General features: G+C 50.7%; 21 protein-coding genes. 15 read left to right on the forward strand and 6 right to left on the reverse strand.

All coding sequences use genetic code 11. The features are described 5' to 3' along the window. Positions 1 to 6: 6 nt before the first annotated feature. From rpmJ to ACTJJA_RS23550, 9 genes are all read left to right on the forward strand, one after another. A complete protein-coding gene (gene rpmJ / locus ACTJJA_RS23510; RefSeq protein ID WP_000868187.1) occupies positions 7 to 123 on the forward strand; it encodes a 50S ribosomal protein L36 in 117 nt (38 codons plus the stop codon). Between the two features lie 146 nt (positions 124 to 269). Next, positions 270 to 626: a 30S ribosomal protein S13 gene (rpsM, locus tag ACTJJA_RS23515; protein WP_003863308.1), complete on the forward strand. Its 357-nt coding sequence runs from the start codon at positions 270 to 272 to the stop codon at positions 624 to 626. Positions 627 to 642: 16 nt separating this feature from the next. After that, on the forward strand, positions 643 to 1,032 hold the full coding sequence (gene rpsK, locus ACTJJA_RS23520) for a 30S ribosomal protein S11 (protein ID WP_003863312.1): 390 nt from the start codon (positions 643 to 645) through the stop codon (positions 1,030 to 1,032). A gap of 33 nt (positions 1,033 to 1,065) precedes the next feature. Next, positions 1,066 to 1,686, forward strand: coding sequence for a 30S ribosomal protein S4 (rpsD, locus tag ACTJJA_RS23525; RefSeq protein ID WP_042717062.1), 621 nt, complete (start codon positions 1,066 to 1,068; stop codon positions 1,684 to 1,686). A 25-nt stretch (positions 1,687 to 1,711) separates the two neighbouring features. After that, on the forward strand, positions 1,712 to 2,701 hold the full coding sequence (locus ACTJJA_RS23530) for a DNA-directed RNA polymerase subunit alpha (protein WP_002919219.1): 990 nt from the start codon (positions 1,712 to 1,714) through the stop codon (positions 2,699 to 2,701). A 40-nt stretch (positions 2,702 to 2,741) separates the two neighbouring features. Further along, positions 2,742 to 3,125, forward strand: coding sequence for a 50S ribosomal protein L17 (gene rplQ, locus ACTJJA_RS23535; protein WP_001216368.1), 384 nt, complete (start codon positions 2,742 to 2,744; stop codon positions 3,123 to 3,125). Positions 3,126 to 3,231: 106 nt separating this feature from the next. Further along, positions 3,232 to 3,600 (forward strand): DUF1992 domain-containing protein, encoded by a 369-nt coding sequence (locus ACTJJA_RS23540; protein WP_440669315.1) that lies wholly within the window; start codon positions 3,232 to 3,234, stop codon positions 3,598 to 3,600. 2 nt (positions 3,601 to 3,602) lie between these two features. Further along, on the forward strand, positions 3,603 to 4,028 hold the full coding sequence (zntR, locus tag ACTJJA_RS23545) for a Zn(2+)-responsive transcriptional regulator (protein ID WP_440669316.1): 426 nt from the start codon (positions 3,603 to 3,605) through the stop codon (positions 4,026 to 4,028). 57 nt (positions 4,029 to 4,085) lie between these two features. Then, positions 4,086 to 4,328 carry an alternative ribosome-rescue factor A gene (locus tag ACTJJA_RS23550; RefSeq protein ID WP_440669317.1) on the forward strand — a complete coding sequence of 81 codons (243 nt, stop codon included), beginning with the start codon at positions 4,086 to 4,088 and terminating at the stop codon, positions 4,326 to 4,328. Here ACTJJA_RS23550 and mscL read toward each other — a convergent pair. From mscL to def, 5 genes are all read right to left on the reverse strand, one after another. After that, a complete protein-coding gene (gene mscL, locus ACTJJA_RS23555) occupies positions 4,302 to 4,715 on the reverse strand; it encodes a large-conductance mechanosensitive channel protein MscL (protein ID WP_421511133.1) in 414 nt (137 codons plus the stop codon). The genes ACTJJA_RS23550 and mscL overlap by 27 nt on opposite strands. 146 nt (positions 4,716 to 4,861) lie before the next feature. After that, positions 4,862 to 6,238 carry a Trk system potassium transporter TrkA gene (trkA, locus tag ACTJJA_RS23560; RefSeq protein WP_089600737.1) on the reverse strand — a complete coding sequence of 459 codons (1,377 nt, stop codon included), beginning with the start codon at positions 6,236 to 6,238 and terminating at the stop codon, positions 4,862 to 4,864. Positions 6,239 to 6,260: 22 nt separating this feature from the next. After that, on the reverse strand, positions 6,261 to 7,547 hold the full coding sequence (gene rsmB / locus ACTJJA_RS23565; protein WP_126817759.1) for a 16S rRNA (cytosine(967)-C(5))-methyltransferase RsmB: 1,287 nt from the start codon (positions 7,545 to 7,547) through the stop codon (positions 6,261 to 6,263). A gap of 52 nt (positions 7,548 to 7,599) precedes the next feature. Beyond that, positions 7,600 to 8,547, reverse strand: a complete 948-nt coding sequence (gene fmt / locus ACTJJA_RS23570) for a methionyl-tRNA formyltransferase (RefSeq protein WP_440669318.1) — start codon at positions 8,545 to 8,547, stop codon at positions 7,600 to 7,602. Between the two features lie 25 nt (positions 8,548 to 8,572). Next, the gene (gene def / locus ACTJJA_RS23575; protein ID WP_008503479.1) at positions 8,573 to 9,082 is read right to left on the reverse strand and encodes a peptide deformylase; all 510 of its coding nucleotides are present in this window, start codon (positions 9,080 to 9,082) and stop codon (positions 8,573 to 8,575) included. Between the two features lie 127 nt (positions 9,083 to 9,209). Between def and dprA the strand changes: the two genes are divergently transcribed. The 6 genes from dprA to ACTJJA_RS23605 are packed head-to-tail and all read left to right on the forward strand — an operon-like array spanning position 9,210 to position 12,993. Then, positions 9,210 to 10,334, forward strand: coding sequence for a DNA-protecting protein DprA (gene dprA / locus ACTJJA_RS23580; protein WP_440669319.1), 1,125 nt, complete (start codon positions 9,210 to 9,212; stop codon positions 10,332 to 10,334). Further along, a complete protein-coding gene (smg, locus tag ACTJJA_RS23585; protein WP_042717081.1) occupies positions 10,306 to 10,779 on the forward strand; it encodes a DUF494 family protein Smg in 474 nt (157 codons plus the stop codon). Before dprA ends, smg begins: the two co-directional genes overlap by 29 nt. Before the next feature lie 26 nt (positions 10,780 to 10,805). Then, entirely contained in the window at positions 10,806 to 11,360 is a 555-nt protein-coding gene (locus ACTJJA_RS23590; RefSeq protein WP_042717082.1) for a DNA topoisomerase family protein, read from the forward strand. Further along, positions 11,353 to 11,925: an L-threonylcarbamoyladenylate synthase type 1 TsaC gene (gene tsaC, locus ACTJJA_RS23595; RefSeq protein ID WP_126817764.1), complete on the forward strand. Its 573-nt coding sequence runs from the start codon at positions 11,353 to 11,355 to the stop codon at positions 11,923 to 11,925. The genes ACTJJA_RS23590 and tsaC overlap by 8 nt, the downstream gene beginning before the upstream one ends. Positions 11,926 to 11,929: 4 nt before the next feature. Further along, complete coding sequence (aroE, locus tag ACTJJA_RS23600; RefSeq protein WP_126546499.1) at positions 11,930 to 12,748, forward strand: shikimate dehydrogenase; 819 nt, start codon at positions 11,930 to 11,932, stop codon at positions 12,746 to 12,748. Then, entirely contained in the window at positions 12,745 to 12,993 is a 249-nt protein-coding gene (locus tag ACTJJA_RS23605; protein ID WP_100167609.1) for a DUF1488 domain-containing protein, read from the forward strand. Before aroE ends, ACTJJA_RS23605 begins: the two co-directional genes overlap by 4 nt. On the opposite strand, the gene ACTJJA_RS23610 is transcribed toward ACTJJA_RS23605, so the two are convergent. Then, complete coding sequence (locus ACTJJA_RS23610) at positions 12,969 to 13,523, reverse strand: gamma carbonic anhydrase family protein (protein ID WP_440669320.1); 555 nt, start codon at positions 13,521 to 13,523, stop codon at positions 12,969 to 12,971. The two genes, ACTJJA_RS23605 and ACTJJA_RS23610, sit on opposite strands and share 25 nt — an antisense overlap. Positions 13,524 to 13,859 lie beyond the last annotated feature (336 nt).

The following is a 13,859-nucleotide window of genomic DNA, read 5'->3' on the forward strand; positions in this document are numbered from 1 at the left end:
GTAAAAATGAAAGTTCGTGCTTCCGTCAAGAAATTATGCCGTAACTGCAAAATCGTTAAGCGTGATGGTGTCATCCGTGTGATTTGCAGTGCCGAGCCGAAGCATAAACAGCGCCAAGGCTGATTATTTCGCATATTTTTCTTGCAAAGTTGGGTTGAGCTGGCTAGATTAGCCAGCCAATCTTTTGTATGTCTGTACGTTTCCATTTGAGTATCCTGAAAACGGGCTTTTCAGCATGGTGCGTACATATTAAATAGTAGGAGTGCATAGTGGCCCGTATAGCAGGCATTAACATTCCTGATCAGAAACATGCTGTGATCGCATTAACTTCGATCTACGGCGTCGGCAAGACCCGTTCTAAAGCCATTCTGGCTGCAGCGGGTATCGCTGAAGATGTTAAGATCAGTGAGCTGTCTGAAGAACAAATCGACACGCTGCGTGACGAAGTTGCCAAATTTGTCGTTGAAGGTGATCTGCGCCGTGAAATCAGCATGAGCATCAAGCGCCTGATGGATCTTGGTTGCTATCGCGGTTTGCGTCATCGTCGTGGTCTGCCAGTGCGCGGTCAGCGTACTAAGACCAACGCACGTACCCGTAAGGGTCCGCGCAAACCGATCAAGAAATAATCGGGGTGATTGAATAATGGCAAAGGCACCAGTTCGTGCACGTAAACGTGTAAGAAAACAAGTCTCTGACGGCGTGGCTCATATCCATGCTTCTTTCAACAACACCATCGTTACTATTACTGATCGTCAGGGTAACGCATTGGGTTGGGCAACAGCCGGTGGTTCCGGTTTCCGTGGTTCTCGCAAATCCACTCCGTTCGCAGCTCAGGTTGCAGCAGAGCGTTGCGCTGAAGCCGTAAAAGAATACGGCATCAAGAATCTGGAAGTTATGGTTAAAGGTCCGGGTCCGGGTCGTGAATCTACTGTTCGCGCTCTGAACGCCGCTGGTTTCCGCATCACTAATATTACTGATGTGACTCCGATCCCTCATAACGGTTGTCGTCCGCCGAAAAAACGTCGCGTATAACGCTCCGTTTTTTAGGTTAGTTGGAGATAGAAAATGGCAAGATATTTGGGTCCTAAGCTCAAGCTGAGCCGTCGTGAGGGCACCGACTTATTCCTTAAGTCTGGCGTTCGCGCGATCGATACCAAGTGTAAAATTGAACAAGCTCCTGGCCAGCACGGTGCGCGTAAACCGCGTCTGTCTGACTATGGTGTGCAGTTGCGTGAAAAGCAAAAAGTTCGCCGTACCTACGGTGTGCTGGAGCGTCAGTTCCGTAACTACTATAAAGAAGCAGCACGTCTGAAAGGCAACACAGGTGAAAACCTGCTGGCTCTGCTGGAAGGTCGTCTGGACAACGTTGTATACCGTATGGGCTTCGGCGCTACTCGTGCTGAATCACGTCAGCTGGTTAGCCACAAAGCAATCATGGTAAACGGTCGTGTTGTTAACATCGCTTCTTATCAGGTTAAAGCGAATGACGTTGTTAGCATTCGTGAGAAAGCGAAAAAGCAATCTCGCGTGAAGGCCGCTCTGGAGCTGGCTGAGCAGCGTGAAAAGCCAACCTGGCTGGAAGTTGATGCTGGCAAGATGGAAGGTACGTTCAAGCGTCAGCCAGAACGTTCTGATCTGTCTGCGGACATTAACGAACACCTGATCGTCGAGCTTTACTCCAAGTAAAGCTTAGTACCAAAGAGAGGACACAATGCAGGGTTCTGTGACAGAGTTTCTAAAACCGCGCCTGGTAGATATCGAGCAAGTGAGTTCGACGCACGCCAAGGTGACCCTTGAGCCTTTAGAGCGTGGCTTTGGCCATACTCTGGGTAACGCACTGCGCCGTATTCTGCTCTCATCGATGCCGGGTTGCGCGGTGACCGAGGTTGAGATTGATGGTGTACTTCATGAGTACAGCACCAAAGAAGGCGTTCAGGAAGATATCCTTGAAATCCTGCTCAACCTGAAAGGGCTGGCGGTGAGAGTTCAGGGTAAAGATGAAGTTATTCTTACTCTGAATAAATCTGGCATTGGCCCTGTGACTGCAGCCGACATCACCCACGACGGTGATGTTGAAATCGTCAAGCCGCAGCACGTGATCTGCCACCTGACCGATGAGAACGCAGCTATTAGCATGCGTATCAAAGTTCAGCGCGGTCGTGGTTATGTGCCGGCTTCTGCCCGAATTCATTCGGAAGAAGATGAGCGCCCAATCGGCCGTCTGCTGGTCGACGCATGCTACAGCCCTGTAGAGCGTATTGCCTACAATGTTGAAGCAGCGCGTGTAGAACAGCGTACCGACCTGGACAAGCTGGTCATCGAAATGGAAACCAACGGCACAATCGATCCTGAAGAGGCGATTCGTCGTGCGGCAACCATCCTGGCAGAACAACTGGAAGCTTTCGTTGACTTACGTGATGTACGTCAGCCGGAAGTGAAAGAAGAGAAACCAGAATTCGATCCGATCCTGCTGCGCCCTGTTGACGATCTGGAATTGACTGTCCGCTCTGCTAACTGCCTTAAGGCAGAAGCTATCCACTATATCGGTGATCTGGTACAGCGTACCGAGGTTGAGTTGCTGAAAACGCCGAACCTGGGTAAAAAATCTCTTACTGAGATTAAAGACGTGCTGGCTTCACGTGGTTTGTCTCTGGGCATGCGCCTGGAAAACTGGCCACCGGCAAGCATTGCTGACGAGTAACCGGATCACAGGTTAAGGTTTTACTGAGAAGGATAAGGTCATGCGCCATCGTAAGAGTGGTCGTCAACTGAACCGCAACAGCAGCCATCGCCAGGCTATGTTCCGCAACATGGCAGGTTCACTGGTTCGTCATGAGATCATCAAGACGACCCTGCCTAAAGCGAAAGAGCTGCGTCGCGTAGTTGAGCCGCTGATTACTCTTGCCAAGACTGACAGCGTTGCTAATCGTCGTCTGGCATTCGCCCGTACTCGTGATAACGAGATCGTGGCAAAACTGTTTAACGAACTGGGCCCGCGTTTCGCGAGCCGTGCCGGTGGTTACACTCGTATTCTGAAGTGTGGCTTCCGTGCAGGCGACAACGCGCCGATGGCTTACATCGAGCTGGTTGATCGTTCAGAGAAAGCAGAAGCTGCTGCAGAGTAATCTGTAGTAACGTAAAAAAACCCGCTCCGGCGGGTTTTTTTATATCCTCAGTATCATCACCTCTCTACAATATCTGTATCTTTTCTGTTCATCCGCGGAGATCATCATGTGGTTACTCGATGAATGGGTAGAGCGCCATATCAGCGATGCCCAACGCAAAGGTGAATTCGATAATCTTCCAGGAAGCGGCGAACCGCTCGTGTTGGAGGATGATTCGCATATTGCACCTGAATTACGTGCTGGATACCGCTTACTTAAAAATGCGGGCTGTTTGCCTCCGGAACTTGAACAGCGAAGAGAGGCAGTCGAACTTGCCGACCTTCTTAAGAGCCTGCGTGAAGATGATCCAAGGCATAAAGAGCTCAGCCGGAGGTTGATGCTGCTTGAGTTGAAGCTCCGCCAGGCGGGCATGGGTACTGGATTTTTGCACGGTGAATATGGCGAAAGATTATTGCAGCGAATAAATGAGGAATAGCTATGTATCGTATTGGTGAACTTGCAAAGCTTGCTAACGTAACGCCCGATACTATCCGTTACTACGAAAAGCAGCAGATGATAGATCATGAGGTAAGAACTGAAGGTGGCTTTCGTCTTTATACCGAAAATGATCTTCAGCGTCTGAGGTTTATCCGCTATGCGCGACAGCTTGGTTTCACGCTGGAGTCGATCCGCGAATTATTATCGATCCGTATCGATCCGGAACACCATACCTGCCAGGAATCGAAAAGCATCGTCCAGGCTCGGCTGGATGAGGTAGAAGCCCGAATTCAGGAATTGCAAACCATGCAGCGTTCCCTGCAGAGATTGAATGATGCATGCTGCGGTACTGCCCACAGCAGCGTTTACTGCTCCATTCTGGAAGCACTTGAACAGGGCGCCAGTACCGAAACTCAGGGCTGTTGATTTTTAGTCAGTCGGGGTCTAGACTCGCGTCAACATAAACCATGCTCAGGAGAGATTATGAGCCGCTATCAGCATACAAAGGGACAAATTAAGGATAACGCCGTCGAGGCACTGCTTCACGATCCACTTTTCAGGCAGCGTATTGAGAAAAACAAGAAAGGAAAAGGAAGTTATCTTCGTAAAGGCAAACACGGAAATCGGGGTAACTGGGAGGCCAGTGGCAAGCAAGCGGATCGCTTATTTGCCACTGGCCTTCCTGCTTTTAGCGTCTCATCAAGAGCGGGTATTCTGCTCTTTTAACAGATCGCGAATCTCTGTCAGTAAGACTTCTTCTTTCGTTGGTGCAGGCGGCGCTGCAGCCGGTTCTTCTTTTTTACGGTTAAGCTTGTTGATAAGCTTGATGGCCATAAAAATGGCAAACGCTACGATCACGAAATCAAAAATATTCTGAATAAAGACGCCATAGTGCATGACGACTGCCGGAACATCGCCTTGTGCTTCCCGTAGCGTGACGGCGAATTGTTTAAAATCTATGCCCCCGATTAACAGCCCCAGCGGTGGCATAATAATGTCGGCGACTAATGATGAAACGATCTTACCGAATGCCGCACCAATAATGACACCGACTGCCAAATCAACCACATTCCCGCGCATCGCAAATTCGCGAAACTCTTTAATAAAACTCATTTTGTTCTCCTTGTGCCAGCTGACGACTATAAGTTTAACAAATGATTAGCTAAATGCCATTGGGGATAAATAATCGTTATGAAAAATAAAAGGCACGGAAATTAAAAGGTTAATGTGCGGGTGCTCTTTCCAGAGCACCCTGGCAATTACAGGAAGAATGGACTTGGCTGGAATAAGCGTTCGACGTCTGTAATAAACTTTTTATCGGTAAGGAACATAATTACGTGGTCCCCTTGCTCGATGCGTAAATTATCATTGGCGATCATGACATCGTTCCCGCGCACCACAGCCCCAATGATTGTGCCCGGGGGTAATTTGATTTCATCAATTGAACGACCCACAACGCGTGATGTGGTTTCATCACCGTGTGCCACGGCCTCAATGGCTTCAGCAACACCGCGACGAAGTGAAGAAACGCCGACGATATCCGCTTTACGGACATGACTTAGCAGGGCTGAAATTGTCGCTTGCTGTGGCGAAATGGCGATATCAATCACGCTTCCCTGAACGAGGTCAACATAGGCGCGGCGCTGGATAAGTACCATCACCTTTTTTGCTCCCATTCGTTTGGCGAGCATCGCAGACATAATATTCGCTTCGTCGTCGTTGGTGACGGCAATAAACAGATCAACTTGATCAATATGCTCTTCGGCCAGCAACTCTTGATCGGACGCATCACCATAAAATACGATCGTATTCTGCAGCTTTTCAGCGAGTTCAGAAGCGCGCTGTTGATCACGTTCGATCAACTTCACGCTATAGTCTTTTTCCAGTCGTCTCGCCAGACCTGCGCCAATATTCCCACCGCCGACCAGCATGATGCGTTTATAAGGCTTTTCAAGACGCTGAAGCTCGCTCATCACCGCACGGATATGCTGAGATGCGGCAATAAAGAAAACCTCATCACCGGCTTCAACAATCGTTGAGCCTTGCGGCCGAATAGGCCTGTCGTGGCGGAAAATGGCAGCGACGCGAGTATCGATATGTGGCATGTGCTCACGCATCGTAGACAAGGCATTACCAATGAGTGGGCCGCCGTAATAGGCTTTCACCACTGCCAGGCTTACTTTACCTTCCGCAAAATTCACAACCTGCAAAGCGCCCGGATATTCAATCAGGCGATAGATATTGTCGATAACGAGTTGTTCTGGCGCGATCAGGTGATCAATCGGTACCGCTTCAGAATTAAACAGTTTTTCTGCATCGCGAACATAGTCCGGAGAACGGATACGGGCAATTCTGTTCGGGGTGTTGAAAAGCGAGTAGGCAACCTGGCATGCCACCATATTGGTTTCATCAGAGCTGGTGACGGCAACCAGCATATCGGCATCGTCAGCGCCTGCCTCACGCAGAACGCGAGGATGTGAACCATGACCCTGCACAACGCGAAGGTCAAACTTGTCCTGCAAAACGCGCAGCCGATCGCCATTGGTATCAACAATCGTGATGTCATTGTTTTCGCCAACAAGATTTTCAGCTAACGTCCCGCCAACCTGTCCTGCGCCCAGAATGATAATTTTCATATCTCGTGACCTGTTCTCAACATCACTCTTTGATTAGCTTAGCGTAAAAGAAACCATCGCCCTCTTCGGCGCCAGGGAGATTCTGCTGGCCAGGTCGTTCCGGCGTGCCTGTATCGCGTAATGTTGCATCAGGGGTTCGCTTAAGAAAGGCCGCAATTTGCTGGCTGTTTTCTTCCGGAAGTACGGAGCAGGTTGCATAGACCAGCGTTCCGCCTGGTTTAAGATGTGGCCAGATAGCATCGAGAATGTCGGATTGCAGTTGGGCCAGCTCTGTAATATCGCGATCGCGGCGTAGCCATTTGATGTCTGGATGACGACGAATCACGCCTGTCGCCGAGCAGGGAGCATCCAGTAAAATGCGATCAAACTGCGATTCGCCACACCATTCTGCAGGCTTACGTCCGTCGCCTTGCTTGACCTGAGCCTTCATTCCAAGACGCTTCAGGTTATCGTAGACGCGAGAAAGACGCTGTTCATCAACATCAACTGCCATTACGCTCGCTTGCGGAGCAACTTCCAGAATATGTGTCGTTTTACCGCCAGGGGCTGCGCAGAGATCGAGGATCTGCTCACCATTTTGTGGCTCAAGCCAGGTCATACACCCTTGAGCTGAAGCATCCTGGACGGTGACCCAGCCATCTTCAAACCCGGGAAGCACGTGTACCGGTGCCGGAGAGGCTAAACGTACGGCATCCGGGTAGGCTTCATGTGTGAACCCATTCATTCCGGCTTCTTCCAGCATAGCCAGCCATGCGTCCCGAGTATGGTGATTACGGTTGACGCGTAACCACATCGGCGGGCGTTGGTTATTGGCGTCAGCAATATCCTGCCATTGCTGTGGCCAGGCTTTTTTCAGGCGCTTCAACAGCCATTCCGGGTGCAGGAAACGTGCTTCGCTGTGTGAAAATTCAGCCAGAAGCTCTTCCTGCTGTCGCTGGAATTGACGTAGTACGCCGTTGATCAAACCCTTAAGTTGAGGGCGTTTAACCGCAACGGCACCTTCCACCGTTTCAGCCAGCGCGGCATGAGGAGGAATGCGTGTATGAAGCAGCTGGTAGAAGCCCACCATGATCAAATAATGAATGGTGCGTTGCTTGCCGGTCATAGGGCGTGACATCAGCTTGCTAATTAACCACTCAAGCTGAGAAAGGGTGCGTAGAACGCCAAAGCACAGCTCCTGAAGCAGTGCTTTGTCTTTATCGGACACTTTCTGCTGCAGTGGGGGCAGGACATTACTGAGTGACTGGCCCTGTTCGACAACTTGCTCAACGGCCTGTGCCGCCATACTGCGTAGATTTTGTTTTTTCATAGCCGTAAAAATAAAAATGCCCGGAAACACCGGGCCTTAAAAATGAAAGGGGTCAGGCAAGACGGTTGCCAGGAATAAACCATTCGCGACGGGAATTTAACAAATCCTGGGCGCTCATTGCTTTCTTACCCGCAGGTTGCAGAGACTCAAGATTTAGAATGCCTTTCGCGGTTGCGACCTGAATACCTTGCTTGCTGACTTCAATAATCGTGCCGGGTTCTTCAGAGGTATCGCCATCAATAACGGAGGCTTTCCAGACTTTCACCGGCTGATCGTCAATCATCATCCAGCTCATTGGCCACGGATTAAAAGCGCGGATGCAGCGTTCAAGCTGAGCGGCAGACAGTGACCAGTCGAGCTGAGCTTCTTCTTTGCTGAGTTTCTCGGCATAGGTTACCAGCGCTTCGTCCTGAACTTCAGGTGTCGCCGTATTATCAGCAAGCTGTTGCAGCGTCTCAATGAGACCCTGCGGGCCCAAATCAGCCAGCTTGTCGTAAAGTGTGGCACTGGTATCTTCGTTAGTAATTGGACAGGCCAGCTTAAACAGCATGTCACCGGTGTCTAAACCTACGTCCATCTTCATGATAGTGACGCCAGTTTCAGCATCGCCAGCCCACAGAGAGCGTTGAATAGGTGCCGCCCCGCGCCAGCGTGGAAGAAGAGAACCATGCACGTTGACACAGCCCAGGCGTGGCATATCCAGCACGGCTTTTGGCAAGATTAAACCGTAAGCCACTACCACCATGACATCTGCGTTCAGGTCTGCCACTAACTGCTGATTTTCCTGAGGGCGCAAGGATGCAGGCTGGAAAATGGGTAATCCATGTTCTTCGGCCAGCACTTTTACCGGGCTCGGCATGAGCTTTTTCCCACGACCAGCCGGACGGTCCGGTTGGGTAAAGACGCCAACAACCTTGTGACCAGAAGATAACAGCGCGTCGAGATGACGCGCTGCAAAATCAGGGGTACCCGCGAAGATAATACGTAGTGTTTTAGACACGTTGATCCTTGTATCCGGGGGGATCTTAGGCGCGAGAACGCAAGCGATCCAGTTTCTCTACTTTCTGACGAATACGCTGCTGCTTGAGTGGCGAGAGGTAATCGATAAACAGTTTACCGACCAGGTGATCCATCTCATGCTGAATACAAATTGCCAGCAGGTCGTCTGCTTCCAGCTCGAACGGATTACCGTCACGATCCAGAGCGCGAATCTTCACTTTTTCTGCACGCGGTACTAAAGCACGCTGTTCCGGAATGGAGAGGCAGCCTTCTTCAATACCCGTTTCACCGCTCTTTTCAAGCAGTTCCGGGTTGATCAGCACCAGGCGGCCATCGCGATTCTCAGAGACATCAATCACGATAATACGCTTGTGAATGTCTACCTGAGTCGCCGCCAGGCCAATACCTTCTTCGGCGTACATGGTATCGAACATATCATCGACGATACGCTGAATTTCTGCATTCACTTCTTTAACCGGTTCAGCGACGATGCGAAGGCGCTCGTCCGGAATATGTAACACTTGCAAAACTGCCATAAATTTCCAGAGTCGTGTTCAGGAGTTGATAAGAATACTACCTCTATTCTAGACAAATCCCTCATCGATTGACAGCATCAGTGACCAATCGCAATGATTGCGGAGGCTGCTTGTGGCAGGGGAAAGGATGACGTCGACAGAGATATGGTTACGGTTAATTCACATAGGTTCTCTATGTGGTGATGCAATGCTGGAAGTCGCATCACAGCTCAGTAAACAGACAACGATTGATGGCGTGACGCTTCGAGAAGCCGGATTGTCAGCAACGCAGGCTGGGCGATTTCTTGCTCTCAGTGAAGGTGAGCTTGAGCGTAGCCTGCTGTGGCTGGAACAGCCGGGGAACCATCTCTTAACTGCCGACCATCCCCTTTATCCTCCTTTGCTTCGCACTTTTCCTGATTATCCCGGGGCATTATTCGTGACGGGGAACCTTGAGGCCCTTAATGCCGTTCAACTTGCTGTTGTCGGAAGTCGCGCGCCCTCCTGGTATGGTGAGCGATGGGGAAGGATCCTGAGTGAACAGCTCTCACAATGCGGTTTCACGATTACCAGCGGCCTGGCCTGTGGCATTGACGGTGTGGCCCACAACGCTGCATTGTCAGTACAAGGCACAAGCGTGGCGGTGTTGGGTAATGGACTCTTTAGCATCTATCCCCGTCGCCATCAGACCCTGGCCAGGCGGCTTATTCATTCGGAGGGGGCGCTCGTGTCTGAATTCTCACTTTCTACGCCCCCCAGACCAGCGAATTTCCCTCGACGTAACAGGATTATTAGTGGGTTAAGTCAGGGCGTGCTGGTTGTTGAGGCTGCTTTGCGAAGCGGTTCATTAGTTACGGCAAGATGTGCGCTTGAACAGGGCCGAGAGGTCTTTGCTTTACCCGGTCCGATAGGCAATCCAGGATGTGAGGGGCCGCACTGGCTAATAAAGCAAGGCGCAACGCCTGTGACTTGCATAGAGGATATCCTGGAAAATTTACGGTATGGCTTGCACTGGTTAACAGATGAACCTAAAAAGCAACATTATTCGTCAGATCAGGAGAAGGTGGCATTGCCATTTCCCAAGCTCCTGGCTAACGTAGGAGATGAGGTAACACCTGTTGACGTTGTCGCTGAACGTGCCGGCCAACCTGTGCCAGTAACGGTAGCACAGCTACTTGAACTGGAGTTAGCAGGGTGGATCGCAGCTGTACCCGGCGGCTATGTCCGATTAAGGAGGGCATGCCATGTTCGACGTACTGATGTATTTGTTTGAGACTTACATCCACAACGAAGCAGAAATGCGCGTGGATCAGGACAAATTGACACGGGATCTTACCGAAGCAGGATTTGAGCGGGAAGATATTTACAATGCGTTGATGTGGTTGGATAAACTGGCTGATTATCAGGACGGCCTCGCCGAACCGATGCAGCTTGCTTCCGATCCCTTATCTGTACGCATTTACACCGCTGAAGAGTGTGAAAGGCTGGATGCCAGCTGCCGGGGATTCATCTTATTCCTTGAGCAGATTCAGGTGCTAAACCTCGAAACGCGAGAAATGGTGATAGAGCGCGTCATGGCGCTGGATACGGCAGAATTCGAACTGGAAGACCTCAAGTGGGTGATCCTGATGGTTCTGTTCAATATCCCAGGCTGTGAAAATGCCTATCAGCAAATGGAAGAATTACTCTTTGAAGTGAATGAAGGTATGCTGCACTAATTCAATGTGCGGGACCAAGAGTTGTTATGGCCAAATCAGCACTATTCACGGTGCATAAAAACGAGCCCTGTCCACAGTGCGGGGCTGAGCTCGTCATTCGGTCCGGGAAACACGGCCCGTTTCTCGGTTGTTCACAGTATCCGGAATGTGATTATGTCCGTCCCCTGAAGAGCCAGGCGGATGGACATATCGTGAAAATTCTGGAGGGTCAGCATTGCCCACTCTGCGGTGGCGAATTAGCTCTGCGGCAGGGCCGTTTCGGCATGTTTATTGGATGTAGCCGCTACCCCGAATGTGAGCATACGGAACAAATTGATAAGCCAGATGAAACGGCGATTGCGTGTCCTCAGTGTCAGCGCGGTCAGCTGGTACAACGCCGCTCCCGTTATGGTAAGAACTTCCATTCGTGCGATCGCTACCCTGAATGCCAGTTCGTTATCAATTTTAAACCGGTAGCGGGAACCTGCCCTCATTGCAATTATCCGCTACTTATAGAAAAGAAAACCGCGCAAGGCATGAAACGCTTCTGCGCCAGTAAACAATGTGGAAAGCCGGTTTCGGCGGATCAAAACAGTGAATAATAACCTGCCATCAGGCTCCATTGCCCATGCCGTGGACGTACTGAAAAATGAAGAAGTCATCGCCTATCCAACAGAAGCTGTTTTTGGGGTCGGTTGCGATCCTGACAGCGAGACCGCTGTGAGCCGATTGCTCACCCTAAAGCAAAGACCCGTCGAGAAAGGGCTAATTTTGATCGCTGCTAATTACGAGCAGCTTAAACCCTACATCGATGATTCCATGCTGACGCCGGCGCAACGCGAGAGTATCTTCTCCGCGTGGCCTGGACCGGTGACTTTCGTTTTCCCGGCGCAGCCGACAACGCCGCGCTGGTTAACCGGACGCTTTGATTCCCTCGCCGTTCGCGTAACTGACCATCCGCTGGTGATTGAGCTTTGTCTGGCATTTGGTAAACCGCTGGTCTCAACCAGCGCCAACCTGACCGGATTGCCACCTTGCCGGACAACCGAAGAAGTACTGGCGCAGTTCGGGAATGACTTTCCTGTCGCTGTCGGTGAAACGGGAGGGCGCCTGAATCCGTCTGAAATTCGCGACGCTTTGACCGGCGAACGTTTTCGCCAGGGGTAATCTCATGGAAACCTATGCTGTTTTTGGTAACCCGATCGCTCACAGTAAATCGCCGTTGATCCATCAGCTGTTTGCTGAACAACTGCAGATAGATCATCCGTATGGTCGCGTGCTGGCCCCTGTTGATGCATTTGTGACGACGCTGAATGCTTTTTTCGAGGCGGGTGGCAAAGGTGCGAATGTAACAGTCCCCTTTAAGGAAGACGCTTTTGAACGCGCGGATGAATTGACCGAGCGCGCGGCGCTTGCTGGTGCGGTAAATACGCTAAAACAGCTCGAGGACGGCCGACTTCTGGGTGATAACACTGATGGGATTGGTTTACTCAGCGATTTAGAAAGACTCTCATTTATTAAGCCTGGTTTCCGGATCCTGCTGATTGGCGCGGGCGGGGCATCTCGGGGCGTGCTGCTTCCTCTTCTTTCAATGGATTGTGCGGTAACGATTACCAACCGAACATTCTCCCGTGCAGAAGAGCTGGCTGCGCTGTTCGCCCATACCGGTAGCGTCAGTGCCGTTGCGCTTGATGACCTTGCCGACCATGAGTTCGATCTTGTCATTAATGCGACCTCCAGCGGTATTGGCGGTGAAGTGCCCGCGATCCCTGCTTCGTTGGTAAGTGCCCACGTTTATTGCTACGACATGTTCTATCAGAAAGGCAAAACACCTTTTCTGACCTGGTGTGAACAACACGGCGCGAAGCATCTGGCTGATGGTCTGGGCATGCTGGTGGGCCAGGCAGCTCATGCAGTACTGCTCTGGCACGGTGTGTTGCCTGCAGTGGAACCCGTGATCGAAAAACTGAAACAGGAACTGATGGCGTGAATCAGGCGATCCACTTTCCTGACAGAGAAATCTGGGATGAAAATCAGCAAGCGGTTTGTTTCCCGGTGCTGGTGCACGGAATGCAGCTGACCTGCGCAATTACTGGGGAAACGCTACTGCGTCGTTTTGGCGGTTCAGACCCGTTAGCGGTATTTTGCGAAAATCGCTGGGATCTTGAAGAGGAAGCCAGCGATTTAATCCGCGATCAGCAGGAAGACGATCAAGGCTGGGTCTGGTTGTCTTGATCCAGATATTCATTCTTCCATTTGACGTAGTTGTTTGCTGAGTATTTTAATCCTTCGATCTCCGCCTCTTTTAAGGGGCGGATCTGTTTTACCGGGCTGCCTAAATAGAGATAGCCGCTTTCCAGACGTTTGTTTTGCGGGACTAGGCTACCGGCTCCAATCATCACGTCATCTTCTACTGTTACGCCATCCAGTAAAATTGAACCCATACCAACAAGTACCCTGTTACCTATCGTGCAGCCGTGGAGCATTACTTTATGGCCGACGGTAACGTCTTCCCCAACGATTAAAGGATTACCTTGCGGCTTATAAGAAGATTTATGCGTCACATGAAGAACGCTGCCGTCCTGAATGTTGGTGCGTGCGCCGATAGACACAAAGTTAACATCTCCCCTGATCGCAACCAGTGGCCAGATACTCACATCATCGGCCATTCGGACATCGCCAATCACGACGCTACTGGCATCGATCATCACGCGATCGCCTTTTTGGGGGAACAGATCTTTATAAGGACGCAGTACTGCAGACATATCTACCTCGACAGATGGACGCTATACAGAAGACTTTGATCATATTTTGGGATCGTGGCAAGGCAAAATACGTCAATATTTAAGCAGAACGGGCGGGATTTCAGCGAAAAGCGCGGAAAATCAGCAGTCGGAAAAAAAGATCTAAAAAACACTTGTGCTAAAAAATGGGATCCCTATAATGCGCCTCCATCGACACGGCAGATGTGAATCACTTCACAAACAACCCGGTCGGTTGAAGAGAAAAAATCCTGAAATAACGGGTTGACTCTGAAAGAGGAAAGCGTAATATACGCCACCTCGCAACGGTGAGCGAAAGCCGCGTTGCACTGCTCTTTA

It is taken from the genome of Enterobacter sp. 22452, assembly GCF_052045065.1.
GTDB lineage: Bacteria > Pseudomonadota > Gammaproteobacteria > Enterobacterales > Enterobacteriaceae > Enterobacter > Enterobacter mori.